This is a genomic window from Paenibacillus sp. FSL R10-2736 (assembly GCF_038000245.1).
Classification (GTDB): Bacteria; Bacillota; Bacilli; order Paenibacillales; family Paenibacillaceae; genus Paenibacillus_AQ; species Paenibacillus_AQ phytohabitans.
Window position 1 is genome coordinate 6,114,419 of sequence record NZ_JBBOBN010000001.1, and the last position, 15,445, is coordinate 6,129,863.

At 48.8% G+C, this 15,445-nt stretch carries 13 protein-coding genes; all 13 read right to left on the reverse strand.

Annotated elements, in window-relative coordinates:
• Nucleotides 1-13: 13 nt before the first annotated feature.
• The 13 genes from NSQ73_RS26130 to NSQ73_RS26190 all read right to left on the reverse strand — a co-directional run bounded on the left by NSQ73_RS26130 (nucleotide 14) and on the right by NSQ73_RS26190 (nucleotide 15,332).
• Nucleotides 14-535 carry a hypothetical protein gene (locus NSQ73_RS26130; RefSeq protein ID WP_340988773.1) on the reverse strand — a complete coding sequence of 174 codons (522 nt, stop codon included), beginning with the start codon at nucleotides 533-535 and terminating at the stop codon, nucleotides 14-16.
• A gap of 61 nt (nucleotides 536-596) precedes the next feature.
• Nucleotides 597-1,100, reverse strand: a complete 504-nt coding sequence (locus tag NSQ73_RS26135) for a hypothetical protein (protein ID WP_340988775.1) — start codon at nucleotides 1,098-1,100, stop codon at nucleotides 597-599.
• Nucleotides 1,101-1,113: 13 nt separating this feature from the next.
• Complete coding sequence (locus NSQ73_RS26140; protein ID WP_340988776.1) at nucleotides 1,114-3,195, reverse strand: hypothetical protein; 2,082 nt, start codon at nucleotides 3,193-3,195, stop codon at nucleotides 1,114-1,116.
• On the reverse strand, nucleotides 3,192-5,039 hold the full coding sequence (locus NSQ73_RS26145) for a pilus assembly protein CpaF (RefSeq protein ID WP_340988778.1): 1,848 nt from the start codon (nucleotides 5,037-5,039) through the stop codon (nucleotides 3,192-3,194). The genes NSQ73_RS26140 and NSQ73_RS26145 overlap by 4 nt, the downstream gene beginning before the upstream one ends.
• Nucleotides 5,032-5,865 (reverse strand): hypothetical protein, encoded by an 834-nt coding sequence (locus NSQ73_RS26150; protein WP_340988780.1) that lies wholly within the window; start codon nucleotides 5,863-5,865, stop codon nucleotides 5,032-5,034. The genes NSQ73_RS26145 and NSQ73_RS26150 overlap by 8 nt, the downstream gene beginning before the upstream one ends.
• A 2-nt stretch (nucleotides 5,866-5,867) precedes the next feature.
• Entirely contained in the window at nucleotides 5,868-6,446 is a 579-nt protein-coding gene (locus tag NSQ73_RS26155; RefSeq protein WP_340988781.1) for a hypothetical protein, read from the reverse strand.
• 5 nt (nucleotides 6,447-6,451) lie between these two features.
• Entirely contained in the window at nucleotides 6,452-7,498 is a 1,047-nt protein-coding gene (locus NSQ73_RS26160) for an SAF domain-containing protein (protein ID WP_340988783.1), read from the reverse strand.
• A gap of 21 nt (nucleotides 7,499-7,519) precedes the next feature.
• The gene (locus tag NSQ73_RS26165; protein ID WP_340988784.1) at nucleotides 7,520-7,879 is read right to left on the reverse strand and encodes a hypothetical protein; all 360 of its coding nucleotides are present in this window, start codon (nucleotides 7,877-7,879) and stop codon (nucleotides 7,520-7,522) included.
• 20 nt (nucleotides 7,880-7,899) lie between these two features.
• A complete protein-coding gene (locus NSQ73_RS26170) occupies nucleotides 7,900-9,351 on the reverse strand; it encodes a hypothetical protein (RefSeq protein ID WP_340988785.1) in 1,452 nt (483 codons plus the stop codon).
• 28 nt (nucleotides 9,352-9,379) lie between these two features.
• On the reverse strand, nucleotides 9,380-9,631 hold the full coding sequence (locus NSQ73_RS26175; protein WP_340988786.1) for a hypothetical protein: 252 nt from the start codon (nucleotides 9,629-9,631) through the stop codon (nucleotides 9,380-9,382).
• Nucleotides 9,600-10,358 carry a hypothetical protein gene (locus NSQ73_RS26180; protein ID WP_340988788.1) on the reverse strand — a complete coding sequence of 253 codons (759 nt, stop codon included), beginning with the start codon at nucleotides 10,356-10,358 and terminating at the stop codon, nucleotides 9,600-9,602. The genes NSQ73_RS26175 and NSQ73_RS26180 overlap by 32 nt, the downstream gene beginning before the upstream one ends.
• A gap of 20 nt (nucleotides 10,359-10,378) precedes the next feature.
• Complete coding sequence (gene essC, locus NSQ73_RS26185; RefSeq protein WP_340988790.1) at nucleotides 10,379-14,368, reverse strand: type VII secretion protein EssC; 3,990 nt, start codon at nucleotides 14,366-14,368, stop codon at nucleotides 10,379-10,381.
• 706 nt (nucleotides 14,369-15,074) lie between these two features.
• Nucleotides 15,075-15,332, reverse strand: a complete 258-nt coding sequence (locus NSQ73_RS26190; RefSeq protein ID WP_340988791.1) for an ABC transporter permease subunit — start codon at nucleotides 15,330-15,332, stop codon at nucleotides 15,075-15,077.
• Nucleotides 15,333-15,445 lie beyond the last annotated feature (113 nt).

The window sequence follows — 15,445 nt, forward strand, 5'->3', positions numbered from 1 at the left end:
CCTTCCTGAATATTTATTTCTGCGTAAACACAATTAAACGCACTTCCTGATTACTGTCCCTGTAAACAACAGCTTTAAAGACGGATAGCGTATTTACTAAATGATTAGGACCGCTATAGCTAGGTATTTTGGTCTGATCCAGCATTTCTGAAACGCTGATTTTTGTATCGCTCGATTCAGTTTTCGTTAAATCAACAACCGGATTAGATGTATCAGTAGGCTGAGTATAGTTTTTTCCATATGTATTCTCCGCATAAAACCCTGCAGTATTTTCCCCGGTCTGTATCTTAATCGCAAACTGCGGACGCCCCTTATACCGCATCGCCGCATTGATTACATCTTGGCCGGATACATCCTTGTTGTCGTAGCTGTTAAATTCTGCCTGATTAATCATCTGGGTCTGAGCCAGCGTCTGCTCCTGGGCGCGGATGAAATAGTTGTTAATGATCAGGTAAATACTTACACCTGCGGCGATGATTAGAATGGTAACGATAATGCCGATGACCCATTTTAGGCCCGTCGAAATATTTTCCATGAAGTTCTCCTCCTCGCATTATATTGAAAGGTTTCTTCTATATACTGTCAGTCCAACAGCACTACTGTGCCTGAAAATAAATAGCCGCAATCCGCTCGTTCTTGTCTTTGATCAGCTTAGCCCTGTACCTGGATTGGGGGCTGACGTAAACTTGGCCGGATGCATTTGAAATATCCTCATCTGTCCAACTGCTATAACTGATACCTTCCTTGAATTCCCCGCTTGAATAATCAAAATTACGGCAGGAGCCTTCATCACTCGGATTCATACTGAATTCCCTGTACGCCTCTTGCCCGTAGACATAAGGTCTCTGAACATAAAGGCAGAAGCCCGGTTGTGACTCATAGCGGCGATAAGCCGTAAGAATCTGCGAACCGCTGACCAGCTGATTGTCGAAGGCGGAATATTGCTGCTCCGACAACGCCCTCGCCTGTGCCGCTGCCTGGCTGTTCGCAAGCTCAACTACAGGCTGTGTTTTCCCCCACAGGAACAGGCCGGAGGATATAATGGCCAGCGTGATCAGAATCGATATGGTTGTTTTCAAAAAGCTTGCTATATTCTCCATGCCTGTAGCTCCTTCACATTTTGCCGGTCACAACAGTCAGGTCGCCCAGCTGCTGGAAGGCCATATAGACGAAGGGAAGCAGTAAATATAAGGTGAACGTTGCCTGCATCGGCAAGAACCCGAACATTTTGCCTAGTGTACTTTTCCTGCTGATTACCTTCTCGTAGTGCTCCTTGCGCTGATCCATCGCGAAAGCCCTTTCGGCATCCATATCATCGAATGCTTTTTTTACCGGGATCAGATCAGCAGCAACCTGCAGGCGGTCAGCCAGCCGTTCCAGGGGAACAAAGCGCGCATCCTCCTTCAGCTTCTCAATGGCATCCCAGCCTCCTGCTTCATAATCCAGCATGCAACGCAGCAGCTGCCGCTCAAAGATATAACTGTAACGATGCAGCCATTCTATAATTTCATACACGCTGATATTCGGAAATTGCGACAGCATCATCGACAGCGTATTGAAGCCGTCCACCTCATTCTGCATTTCCCATTTCCGCAGCTGGGTGCGGATAATCAGGTAAGCATCCGGGAGGAAGAAGCCTGCCGCAGCCAGCCCGAATGCCAGCAGCAGCTCATACCATTTGTAATATTCCCGGTGGTACTGCTCCACTCTGTTCATCAGCTGCTGCGCATAGGCATTCTGGTCCAGGCTGGACTGAAGAAACGGCTTATGCTCGGCCTGCTCCTGAATATATAGCAGCATCTGATCCGGTGTAATATCTCTCGCTACCAGCTCTCCGATCAGCGACTGCTCGAAGGCATACCGTTCCTCACTGAGCATCTTCTGGGATTCCGTCTGATTCCCGCCCGTCGTAATCAGTACATTGGGATGGAGGAGGTTATGTCTGATATTCACATGGATAGAGAACTGAATAATCACTACGAGCAGGAATATGCCCACTGCAGCCAGGGTCTTCTGTAAGTAGTAGGCATGATGGGAGAGGCCGGAGTTGGCATCCTTCAGAACACCCGCTACCTTAAAGTGGACGGGTTCATGCTCTTCCGGAGTAATCCGGTCCGTTACTCTGTAGACCCACTTGTTCTTCAATAGCCGGTTTAACCACTTGCCTTCATCCTTAATAGCCTGCGTATCCTCATCAACACCCTTCAGAATCCGCAAGGCAACGAACGATACAATAAACGTAATGTACAGCAGAATCAGTGAATACAATCCCCAAGCGGAATTATAATAATTAGTCACAATCGGAAACATACTCTCTGCCCATTTACGGATCGGGTCCAGCATGAATACCGGTGAGACCGCTACAAAAACAATCCCGTACAACAACCGGTCAATCCGCTCACGGCGGTTGATATCCATATGGATCTCTTCTCTGATATTGCCAAGCATGGACAGATAGATAGAGCGCTCGCCCTTATGAATATCCGCATCGCCATATTCACCTATCTTGTAGCTCACTCCGGCCAATTGCTTCATATACCGGTTAGGTGCAACCTCATAATACCGCTGCAGCTCATCTTCCGGGTCCACCGCTGCAAGAATGCCGGCAATCTGTCTGGCATGCATAGCCACCATAGGCTTGGAACGCTCTGCAGAATTCTCCAGGCTGACCTGCACCATATGTGTCTGATGATATTCATGGCGGATATCCAGAATCATGGAAGACTGGTCATACAGCATCTGCTTGGCCAGACGGCCAATGAAGAGGTCGCTTAGAATTCCTCCCAGATAAATGGAGACCAGCATAATGGTGGCACGGCTGACCCAGGAAGAAGTCCATAGGAAGGACAGCAGCGAGATCAGCAGAATACAGGCAACGATCATTAGAGTCAGTGCAGCTGCACGGCTTCTGATCATAATTTCATTTCCGGCATGAATTAAGGTGAGGCGGGACCGCATCCGGTGGAGCAGTTTTTTGATGACCGGAAGTTCATCCAGTACCGGATAAGTCTTATGAGCTTGTTCCAGCCATCTTTTGTCCTTAGTACGTGTAGGCAACAATGACTTGAGGCGTCTTTGCTCCTGATATTGCGTACCCTTCAGCTTACGCTGCACAATGCTGAGCAGGACAAGCAGGAGAGCCAGCAGGATGACGGATGTAACGAGAACAATCAGCACTATATTTTGCAGACTCATGCAGATTGCCCCCAGTACTTATCAATAAATGCAGTGAACTCCGCCGCATCATCCTCATCCATATTCTTACGCATTTCATCAATTTTCCGGCTGCTGATTGGATGCTTGACCACGTATTCTCCGGCTTCCCAGACAATGATATCCTTGTAATCATAAGAACGCCGGTCAGTCATCCGCCCGAAATATTCAGTCATGGTATCCATAAAAGCATCCAGCTTGTCCGTAATTTCAGCGCGCTCCGCGTAACTCCGGGGATATTCGAACTGAGGGTCGGCCGGAATAATCTCTGTAATCCGCTCAATATAACGTTTGCCGGCTCTGAGCACCAGATGGACGTTGAAGCCCAGCGCCTCCACCACCTGCACCTCGGCAATTTTTTCATTGCTGAATGCTCCCGAGGCAATCAGGCTGTTGCGGAGTGCACTGACGAGATTCGCCAGTGTTTTGCCGTGATGGGTAAACAGGGTATACTCAGAGGCCACCTGGGCTGCCTGAATGACATAACTGACCACACTGTGAGTGGCGGCTTCGCCGACAATGTTAACCGCACCATCTGTTTTCTTTTGTACATCCAGCCCGTCCTGACCGCTGACCGAGGGCGTTTCCCGAAAAGAAAGGATATTTTTACCCGGATACATTTTTCTCGCCCAAATTTCAAAAGAGGTCTCCTGAATCCGGATATTCTTCGCATCAATATATTTGATTAGCGCTTTGAGCAGCGTTGTTTTACCCGATCCCTGTCTTCCTGTAATTGCAGTTACCTGATGACCAAGGATGAGGTAGACCAGCATATGAATAGCAAGCGGCGCACCCTGATCTTTGATCTGCTGGTCCAGTTCTACCAGTGAATCATTGAATTTGCGGACAAAGAACGCCCAGCTCTCGGCCATTTTGGGCCTCACCACCACGACACGGCTGCCGTCAGCCATATCGTTGATGATATAACCCTTGGATTCATTCAGCTGGCCTGGATTGCCGAAGCCGTAAATGTTCTGGCAGACCCGCTTCAGCTCCTTCTCGGAACCGAAGCTCAAGAATTCCAGATGAAGCGATTTCCCCCGGTAGAACGTCCATACCGCATCATAGGATTGCGGAATGAAATGCTGCTGTTTGGTATATTCCAGAAAATCAGTGGTCTGCACGACATCCGGGGGCATCCCGCTTGTTCCGCCATTCACACCGTCGATATTCTGATCCCGCAGCTCATCAATGACCCCAAGACCTTTATAAATTTGATAGGCCCGTTGTACAATAATTTCAATCTTGTCCTGCATGGACAATCTCGGCTGCTCCGATTGATAGATGTGGCGGATCTGCTCTTCTGTAATCTTGTATCCCCGGGAACCGTCAGGCAGTCTTTGCAGAGTATCCAGACTATATTTGCTTACCATTACATTAAAGGCATCCTGCCCGTGATCTTTCTTGAAGACATGGAGCAGGATATCGAAGCAATCCTGTGAAGTCAGACGGCCCGCATGGCCGAAGCTGATGATCTTGTCCACATTTCCTTCATCCAGACCATAGGTCTGCACCAGCAGATCCTTCATGTACAGCTTGACGTATTTCTTGGCGGATAAATCACCATGCATGCAGCTTCTAAGTGCCTTCTGCAATTCTCTGCGCCGTGCTTTGCGGCGGTTATATTCTTCTTCGCTCGGACTGCCTTCATAGAGGGAAGAGGCGATAATCTCCTCGAACGCACGTCTCAGAAACAGCACGATTTCATTCATATCGTATTTCAGCTGCACGGATGGCGGTGCCGAGTTTTTACGTCTGCCCAGCCATAAGAACAGGAATACTCCAATAATAACCAGGACTATGAATATCAGGATAAGATTAATCATTTGCAGCTTCCAATTCCGGCAAGGCGGATATTTCCAGTGTCTGAAGAATAAGCTGGCCCATCCCGCGCACTGCAGCAGTGAAAGATCCGTCTTCACTAAATTCCAGAAAACGGGTCCGGACCTCCCTAGCTTTCAGCAGGAACGGCACGGTCCGGCGCTCGTTCTGTGCATCCATGAACCCGGTATGATAAGGAACTATGCCGACAGCAGATTTTTTCAGCCGGTATTGTTTAATAATTCTTTCCTTATTCATCCTTGAGCTGCGCTCGTAGGCACCCAGGCAATAGAGCACTTGCTTGTCGTCCGGCACAGGCGATCTTCCGCTTGTCTCAAAGTAAGTGTTCAGGCTCACCTGATTTTGACTCAGGTTCACAACAATCAAATCTGCCTGCTCCATAACCAGTGATACCACCTCCGGGTCATCTTCGGCCGAGAGGTCTACAAACAGAAGATCATAAAATCTTCTGTAATCTTTGAAAATATGCGGAAGCAACAGCTTGGCCGTGTGCTTCTCTGTATTCAAAGAGCCGCTTAACAGCTCCAGACGGTCCTTAAGAATAGATTCCGCATGATCTCTTATCCCCTCGGGGGTAAGCATCCCGCACTGCACAAGCCGCTCAATGGCATCCATACCCCCGGAAGTACGCGCAGCCTGAGCAGCCATTCTTGTCTGAGAGAATACATGTTCAAGCACCCCTTGCTCCAGATGCGTATGCGTCATCAGCACCCGGATATGATGATCCAATGCAATCGTTGCCGCCACAACGGCCATATTTGAAGTTGTTCTCCCCTGCCCTCGGGCAGGCCCCCAAAACGCTACCAGCACCTTTACTCCCCCCGTTTCCTCGCATACTGCCATAACTTCTTGATATCATTCTTAGGCACATTGCCAATTTCAATTAAAAAATCATTTACAGCCCCGGCAAAATCCTTATCCACCTTAAGATTCACCCGTCCATCATGAACCCAGTCAATTCTCCGCTCTGCGCTGGTGATATAACTAATCTTGGAGGTGATTACCGGGTAATACCGGTCCACATATTTCAGTCCAAGCCCGCATTCCTCTTCGATAACCACCAGAAGGATAGGCATATGCTTTTGATCCAGTAATTTATCCACATGTTCCATAGCCTGGCGCTCATAGCTGGTTGCAAAAACAATCTGCTCATCCTCAAGTCCTTCCGGATAACCATGATGCCAGTCATACAGGACAATATCCGGTCTGTCAGCCACATCCGGCTCAGCATCCCGTATCTGTATACCGGATACTTCTCCATCGAAATATTGATAATGCCTGTGATTGTCCGAAATGATCATGACATCATTGTTGTAATAGCCTTTTAACAGAATAGCGGCTACCAGGATGAAATCATGTTTCTCGCAATCTCCGGCGACAACAATATTCAAATCTGTCACTCTCCTTCCAGCAGACTGTCTTCGCCTGTAGCTTCTGTATTCGTTCCGCCTGCCGAACTCTGGTCTGCGCTGGAATCCACAGGTGCCTGATTACTTTGGTCAATGATTCCGTTAACCGATTGGCTGTTGTCCACTTGGGCAGCCTCAGCGGCTGCAGCTCCCTGCTCCGATTTCCGCTTAATCACACCACTGCCGCTAGGGGCGTCGGCCCCGACACGTATGTTATCTTCATCTTCAAGGGCTTCAAGCCGTTTCTCCAGCTCTTTACGCAGATCCTCAGCCAGGCTCCACTTGGCCTGATCAATAATAAAGGGATTGCTTTTAATGACTTTCAATACATCCAGGTTAGGCACATAATTCACTACTGGCTCGGGCTGAAGCTCAGGCTCCACATACTGCTTCATATACAGCTCAGCATTGTTAATATAGGCATCCACTAAGGCTGCCTGAAGCAGCTGTGCTTCTTCTTCACTATCGTTGAAGAATGTATACTGATTCCCCAGATCAACATCCTCGAGCGATTTCTTTCCAACAACTATGTAATCCTCACCGTTAGGAAATACGATTCGGATATCGACAACATCCCGTTTGGTCAGCCGCAGCGGAAGCTTGATATACTCTGTCTCTTCCTTACGTTCCGAAGGCTCAAGTCTCGCCTCATCACGCACCATCTCAGTAGTTACCGCTGTCCCCGGCATGGCATTGATCTTCAGGTATTTGCCGACGATCCCCTTGGAATCGCCGATCAGATTGTCCGGAGAAGAGAATTTGGGAAGCTTCTCTGCCATTACATCCTCTGCGGTAATTGCCTCACCGGCAAGCTTGGCGGAGACGAGAACATAGGCTGTCTGGGACTGGTCCATATACCGCTGCAGGACATCATCCTTGTCCGCCAGTTGTGCTTCATAAGCGGCCCGCTCATCAATTAGCCTGGCGTTGTAGTGACGATAGGTTGCGAACCATACCCCGGATGTAGCAACGGCAACAAGACAACCTGAAATTATCGTGTATCTCAACATTTTTTTCCGCTTGCGTACTGCCACTTCATGACCTCATTTCTACTGCTATTTGATTTTCCCTGTCTTTTTCGCTGCAGCTGCAGCTGCAGCTGCTGCTTCAGCCGCAGCCTTTTCACTGGCTTGCCGCTGTGCTTCCTTCACTCTTGCAGCCTCCGCCTCTTCTGTCCGCTGTAATTCAGTTGCATAACTCATCATTTCTGATTCAATCTGGACAATGGCGGCCTTGAACTGATTCATTTTCTTAATCCATTCTGTGCAATGCTGCTTAAACTCCTCACCGCCCATATCTACCCAGTAATCAGATACGCCTCCGATCGCAGTACTCATCTTGTCGCTGCATTCCTGGGCAGGAGCCAGCAGCTGATGGCAATTAAAAGCCATACTTCTAACCAAACCTGAATTCATAGCAGCCTCCTAGTTATGAATTAACGGCTCTCCGGAACAAATGAGAAACCAATACCTATTAACAGCAAAGTCACAAATAATACCGTTCCTGCGATGATCCAGAACAGCGTTTGCTTACGTATAAGCTTCTTCTGGACAGTCAACAGCTTCATAACCCATGCGATAGCCGCTTTATCCGGATAGAGCGGGTCCTGATGCGCCGGCATCAATGTTGCTTCAATTTCCGGGAAATCCTTCTTTAGCACTTGCAGCACTTCCTGATGCCCGTTCTCCAGCAGCAGTCTGCATCGCTTGCGTTCAAACGGGTTCAGGGTATTCAGCTTCTCTTTTAGCAGTTCATATTTCCACATAGCCCCGTTGCCTATCATCATTGGAATTTGTGAGTTCCACCACAGCTCCAGCCCGCCAGTCCCCTTCCGTTCACGGTGAATATCGAGCCAAAGAATGATATGTGTGAAGCCGCTGGCCAGAAGCTCGGACATATCCCAGGAATATCCGCGGCGGTAAAAAGTAACGCCTTCATATTCAAACATAGTGGACACGGAGTCTTCTTTCTCACCTTTAAATACAATCTGTTCAAGTGAGCCGATTTCCGGCCGGTCATCTCCGCAGACCAGTGGCTTCCAGCCCAATTCAGCCAGTCCTGCCGCAACCAGAAAAGCAGCTGCACCTACATCCTCTTCCCCGCCAACGCCGCACACCCCAATAACGAGGGGAACATTGCTGCCCAGTATTCTCTGACCCGTTACAGGCGCAGTTTGCTCCTCAGACGGTAGGGATTGCTCCAGGCTTTCCAGCGTTCCTGTTACGGAAGGTGCCGGAGACTCTGTTCTTGCCGGAGGCCTTGACCTTGTTGCAGTAGCCGCTGTGGCTGGACGCGCAGCATTGGCAGCCCTCCCGGTGTTACCTGCCGGAGCTTGCGGAGCGGCTGCGGGCTGCGGGCGGGTAAGCGACTGGACCGCTCTTACGGGAGCGGGCGGAAGCTCTTCCCTTACCGGAGCAGAGGTAGTTGCTGCCGATTGGCCTCTAAAGGAGAAAAGCCCCTTCTTCTTTCCTAGGATATGGTAGTAATCCCTTGTTGTTTTCTTTTCCTTAATCCAGTTCAGCAGATCATCGCCCTGGAATTCGGTGGTGAACTGCAGATCATGAATGTTCATATTTACCATAGACCGGATGAACTCAATATCTGTACGCAGCGCAGGGTCCAGCTGTACAATCAGTCTTGTATGCTTGAGATACTTGCGGATCAGTGTCATGAATCCGGTAATATCAGCAGCCTTAACCGGTGTACCCAGACCCGCTCCGCCCTCCATGATTACGATTGAGGAAGGATCGACCTCTTTACTGCTGAACCCGCTGATAAAGCTATGTAAGGTGGAGTGCTTACCTGAAATAACGTAGCCCTCATGCTCCAGCGCCCTTGACAGAAGCATAATGAGTTCAGGTGAGCAAACTAAATGTACGCTTTTCATAAGAAACCTCCTCGGGTAATTCACCCGCTTAGTAAGGTAATATCCGGATAATTGACCCGTCTCCTTGAATTACATCTGCCAGAAGCACCTGCAGTCCAAGCTCCGACCATCCATCTCCGGTACTGCTGACCTCACATTTAAATTCCCAATCATCGGGGAGCCAGTTTGCCTGCTTCAGAAGCTCCACACATTCCCCCGCCGTAAGGAAGAGCGACACCTCCAGATCGAGCTCCTTCTCTCCTTTGCCTTTAAACTGAAATGTTGTTAATGCTGTCGACATATACGGCCTCCTCTGAGCGATGTGTCTCTTGCAGCCAAGCTATTAATCCCTCTACCGCTGCTGCAAAATGAACAGGAGTTCTCATGACTCGTTCCTCTGTCCCGCGTTGCAGCAGCGACATATGATCTTCATGTATCAGCAAATTCAGTTCACGTTGTACTTGTACCTTCTCCTCAGTGCATTGGATTTCCGCCAGAGAGAGTACTGATGCACCGGCCAACAGCATTTCTTCCACCCATTTTTCCAGGTCAGACTCTTTATCTGCAGCAAGGAATTGTTCTGAGTTACCCAGACCTTGCACTAACGGGGTTCTGTTCACTACCTGGAACACCAGCTCATGCCACGCATAAATTTCCTGCACTTTATAGCTGCTGCCATCCGGCTGATGTTCAAGCTCAAACCAGGTGCCGTCATGGAAGAAATAGTAGACCTTAAGCGTCTGCTGATGCTTTTGTATAATCTGACACAGATATGCCGTACTGCCTGAGGCGATACGGATAAATTCATGAAGCCCTTCCTTCACTTGCGCGTTCCCCATAAAATCAGTCTCCAGATACCCTTTCCTTTCAAGCGATCTCATCTGTGCATCCATAAGGGAACGCAGACTGCGCTCAGACTCAGCCTTGAGATCCGTATCCAATCCCGGAAAGCTGCTCCCTCCCGTTAAAGCCGTCAGATAGATAATTTCCAGAGCATGCAATTCAAACACTTCACGAGCTGGTTTCATTGCTTCCTTCACCTGCTTATCTAAAGTTCTGTTATCATTTTGAGCCGCCGGACTACCCCTTCTGTAAGCAGCATCGCCTCACTGGCGTCCATTCCCCTGTTAAGCTCGTCGTAATCCAGGTGTTCCATCACGGCAGCATAGCACGTGTGATCGCTTGGTGCTCCACCTGACAACAGCGCATTTCCACTGTTAATCAGTTCACCCGCAAGTTCAGTGGTTAATTGCATTTTACTCAGCTCAACAGCATTGCTGCCGACCATCAGGAGCACACCCAGCCTGCCGCCAAATCTCGCAATCCGCTCTAGGTGATCCAGGGATTCATTGTCCATCAGATCAAAGGCTGATTTGAAATGCGGCATCAGAATTACGAGAAGCGGGTATTTGGACAGAATATAACCAGCTTCGTCAAATGCCCCAGGCTCCGGAGAATCGGCAAAGGCCTGCCTGGCATCATTTTTTCGCAGCTGCAGCTGTTCAATGAGTGATTGTGTAAGTTCCAGGAACGCTTCAGCCGTGTCCATATAACGGGTAAGCACAGGGTTGGCCCTCAGGCCCGCCAAGTTGGCCACACCGCTGTCGAGCAGATAGAATTCCTTAGTGACCTGGTCTGCCGAATCATGAAAAGTTTGCACTAATGAGTTGAACCTGAAATCCACCTGCTGCAAGCCGGTGTACGATACAACAAAGTTACTGACATGCTTGATATTGATCGCTGCCGGAAGTGTGGTATTCCAATCCAACCCTGCCGGTACAAGATATTCTCCATCCTCCGGTTGCGCCTTGGAGGCGCACTCCAGAAGCTCTTCCAGCGAAAGCTTGTCCGGAATTACGGCAATACCTACCGGTTCAATCTCTCCGGCCACAGCCTTCATCTCTGCACTAATCCTGCGAAGTGAGGCTGCAACCTGATCATCTGAGCTGCCTTCCCCCGGAAGTGCAGTATGGAATTCCAGAATCCGGTTATCTTTGAGCAGCCCTCGTCCCACAGTGCTCGTGGGCTCCATCCCGTCCGTTCGGCCCAAAATGCTGCTGTAATCCAGCCTGTCAGACATTTGGAACACCAGAGCCTGCTTGACATTCTGGCTGATCCGGTAAGGATAGGAGCTGACAGCATTGGCTGCAAATACAAAATAAATCCCGTAGTTTCCGCCTTCGCGAACCAGCTTCGCCAGATCTAATACATGGTCATCGTACGCTTCCGCAAATCCGGTGTAGTTATCAAGGAGAATAACAATGTATGGAACCTTGTCACCAGTTGCTGCGCAGTAAGACACCAGATTACTAATGCCAAGCTGCGAGAATTTACGTTTGCGTTCATCCAATTGGGACAACAGCCAGCTGATCAGTTTAGCAAGCTTCTGTTCCTCCTCAGGATAAATAATATCGCCCAGATGAGGCAGCTCATGAAAGACACCCAGTGTCCGTGTACCGAAATCCAATATGTAAAAATGCACGTATTCAGGATCATATTTCAGGGCAAGCGACATAATAATGGTCTTCAAAAGCATGGTTTTACCGCTGCTCGGCGCCCCGTACACAAGCAAATGTCCATTCAGGTTAAAATTAATGTCCAGATTGTATTGATCCTGATCCGCAGGGTTATCTACCCGCCCAACGGTTGCCGTCAGATTATCCGTTGGCTGCTGCCAGTGGATTCCATTCCAGATTTGCTGCGGCTCCAGCACTTCCGTAAGCAGGAGAGTCTCCGGAAGCGGAGGAAGCCACAACTGGAAGGCCTCCCGAATGGAGTGCTCGGCCGAAAGGGCAGCGATGTGATTAACCACTGCCTGAAGCTCACTTAGTTGCGAAGCCCCTTCACCACTCTTCACCTTCGGCAGCAGGGATCTCCGCTCACCGCCCAGGGTGACAATATCCATCTGAGGTCTTTCATCGCCCGCCGAATCACCACCAGCGTACGGTGCTCCGCTCCAGGAGGACTGGAATAGGGTGAAGACCTCATTATTGCCCACCTGCAAATATCCGCGGCCCTTCTCTTTGATCTCTGCCGCTTCAGGGCGTTTCAGCATTTCCTGGCTATCCGATGGTGTCTGCACCTTCAGACATAGCTTGAAACGCGAGTTACTCCAAATCTGCTCATCGACTACTCCGGATGGCTTCTGGGTTGCCAGTATTAAGTGGATACCCAAGCTTCTTCCTACCCGCGCCGCACTGACCAGCTCTTTCATGAATTCCGGCTGATCCGATTTCAGCTCCGCGAATTCATCCACCACTATGATCAGATGCGGCAACGGAAGACTGGCCTCCTTGTTGCGGTACAGGATGATGTAATTATCAATGCTGGTTACACCGGCATCGCTGAACAGCCGTTGTCTGCGCAGCAATTCGCTTTTGATGGATGCGAGTGCACGGTTAATCTGGTTGCCGCCCAGGTTCGTGATCGTTCCTACCAGATGGGGTAGCCCCTGAAACGCATTGGCCATTCCCCCGCCCTTGTAGTCAATCAGGACAAAAGCAACCTCATGAGGATGGTAATTTACCGCCAGACCCAGCAGCAGGGATTGTAGCAGCTCACTCTTCCCTGAACCGGTGGTTCCGGCAACCAATCCATGCGGACCGTAGCTTTTTTCATGCATATCGAACAGCAGGGACTTCCCGCCCGCCCCGAGTCCCAAGGGAATAGACAGCGTCCGGTTGGCCTGATTCTTAGACCAGCGCTGTAGCACATTCAGCTCCTCCACCTGCTCTACCTCAAAGCTCTCCATGAAGGTGACCATTGACGGAATATAACTGTTATTTTGCCCCTCCTTGATTCTAAGCGGAGATAACGAACGGGCAAAAAACTCTGAATGCTGCTTATCCAGAGAATCAACTGTAAAATGATCTGCTAAATGATTTAATAGCTGCTTCGTATCTTTGCGGACCATTCCTTTACCGTCCCTGATTTCAAGAATGGCCTGGCAGTTCAGCGGCAGCGCAACATCTATCTTCTCAGAGATAAAAATACTCGTCGCGCCAAGCACAGAATTATTGGACAGCAAAACCTTCATCATTTCTGTGCTATCCCACAATTCAGGAGCAAACACCAGGAATACATAATGTGGGGTCTGCAGCGTCTGCAAGCCATAGCCGCTCTGGCCGCTTTCCTCTCTTTTTCTAAGGACCGGGAGCAGTTCATCGGCAAAATTGGAGGCTTCGTAAGAGGTCGTAGCCAAACTTCTAAATCTCCGGCCTTTGTCCCATGTATGGGGAAGCCATTTCAGCCATGCCCAGTGTTCCAGATCCTCAGGCTGCATCACACATACGATTCTTACGTCATCGTAGCCCTGATGTGTAGTCAGATGAACGATAGCTGCATTCAGAAAATCGCGAACCTCCCGCTTTCTGCCGAATATGCCAAGCGTATTAATATTGCTAAGCGGAATGTACACAGGAATGTCTCTTACGAAATACATTTCTTCGCAGATTTTGGCAGCGATTTCTTCAAGCGGATTATCGTCGTCGATTGCTTTGGTTCTGGGGCTGTATGTAGGTACCAGTGAAATGGGCTGTATCCCCACTCCGATCCGGATATTCAAGAAATCATCTTCAATTGCCGTTCTCTCCCATAGCTGCTTGCTTCTGCCGCGGACGATTTCAATACAGCTGGAGATATCCGGATGTATGTATGTATAAGCCTCACGCTGCGTACTGGCAGCATTTTGCAGCTCATTGCGGACTTGGAATAAATAATTCAGATATTTCTTCTCCAGCTTCTTATTTTGCTCCAGATGCTTCTTCACACTGGATTTGTAATTCATCACCGAGATCATAACTGTTAGAAACGTCATACTCATCGTCGAGATCAGCATCGTATACGACCTGGTCAAGGTTGACATGAAAATTGCAATCAGCATCATCCCGATCGGCGGAATAATAATGGTCAGCCAGGAGAAGGTCGGTTTGCCCGAAGGCTTGGCAGGATCCTCCAGAGCCAGTTCGCCTTCCGGGTAGCCAGGTTTAATTCTAGGGGTTCTTTGTACCTGATTGGTTAGCATTTCTTGTACGCTCATTTTTTTCATCACCACTGGATAGGAATTTTGGATTACTAAGCTTATTTAATTTAAAATTTTTAATAAAAAAATATAAAATTTCATTAATTTGGGATTTATATTTAGCATTATCGGTAATCCTCGACAATAGTTTATATTTTCCATAACATTTATTGTTAATATAGTTCATTAATCCCTAATTAGTTGCCATTCTCTTTAACGCATTAAAATTAACAGAGTATAAAGATATAGTTCCATAGCCACGCTGCTCATTTCTGCAGGCACCGGAATTATGCATAACGGCATATTTACTTTTTCAACCCAACCTCAACACCATTTACCATCCGTTTTATATTTTTACTTAAAATGTATTTATTCTTCAGTACACCTCTGTCAAACTTTTTTATTTAGTTATCAGCCACTGCCGGCTTCTCTGCTCCAGGACTTCAATACTATGAATAATGACTGCGCCAAAACTATTCTATTGTCCTATTAAACTAAAATACCTGCGGGAATTTACTTCTTCACCTCAAGTTTTGTAGTACTCAAAAACAAATAGGCCGCCAAAATGGCGGCCTAATCTTCTGCTGCTGAACTAGTTCAGGTATTCTGCTTGATTTCATATCCGTTTTTTGTCCTTACCCTTTAACCGCACCGCCAGTAAGTCCCCGGACCAATGTTTTGGAGCCGAAGAGGAAGAGGACGATCAGCGGAAGCATTCCCAGTGTCAGACCCAGGATACCTGCCGATTAATCCGTAAGGAGATCAGCCCCAGGGTGCTGATGCCCGGCATTTGGAACGGAACTACGATTCTTGTGAGAATGGCCGGCTCCGAGCAGCCGTCGATCCGCGCGCTTTCGATGACCTCGGTCGGCACAGAGGAGCGGATGAACTGAGTCATGAAGAATACGCCGAAGGCATTATTCAGTCCGGCCAGAATCAGCGGCGCATAGGTGTTATTCAGGCGGAACCACTTCATCTCCATGACATAAGCAATCAGGCCCAGGGCACCATATCGTATACATTCTCCAGTGCAAGCGGCTCATCATCCACAAGCATGACCGAAATTACAAAATTCATTGCAGAACCCCCGTCCCT

What these genes read in the sequence shown, in the direction of transcription:
- NSQ73_RS26180 (WP_340988788.1), bottom strand. Translation starts at nt 10,358, where the DNA reads ATGAAACCAGCTCGTGAAGTGTTTGAATTGCATGCTCTGGAAATTATC.
- NSQ73_RS26170 (WP_340988785.1), bottom strand. Translation starts at nt 9,351, where the DNA reads ATGAAAAGCGTACATTTAGTTTGCTCACCTGAACTCATTATGCTTCTG.
- essC (WP_340988790.1), bottom strand. Translation starts at nt 14,368, where the DNA reads ATGAGCGTACAAGAAATGCTAACCAATCAGGTACAAAGAACCCCTAGA.
- NSQ73_RS26130 (WP_340988773.1), bottom strand. Translation starts at nt 535, where the DNA reads ATGGAAAATATTTCGACGGGCCTAAAATGGGTCATCGGCATTATCGTT.
- NSQ73_RS26140 (WP_340988776.1), bottom strand. Translation starts at nt 3,195, where the DNA reads ATGAGTCTGCAAAATATAGTGCTGATTGTTCTCGTTACATCCGTCATC.
- NSQ73_RS26145 (WP_340988778.1), bottom strand. Translation starts at nt 5,039, where the DNA reads ATGATTAATCTTATCCTGATATTCATAGTCCTGGTTATTATTGGAGTA.
- NSQ73_RS26175 (WP_340988786.1), bottom strand. Translation starts at nt 9,631, where the DNA reads ATGTCGACAGCATTAACAACATTTCAGTTTAAAGGCAAAGGAGAGAAG.
- NSQ73_RS26190 (WP_340988791.1), bottom strand. Translation starts at nt 15,332, where the DNA reads ATGGAGATGAAGTGGTTCCGCCTGAATAACACCTATGCGCCGCTGATT.
- NSQ73_RS26135 (WP_340988775.1), bottom strand. Translation starts at nt 1,100, where the DNA reads ATGGAGAATATAGCAAGCTTTTTGAAAACAACCATATCGATTCTGATC.
- NSQ73_RS26165 (WP_340988784.1), bottom strand. Translation starts at nt 7,879, where the DNA reads ATGAATTCAGGTTTGGTTAGAAGTATGGCTTTTAATTGCCATCAGCTG.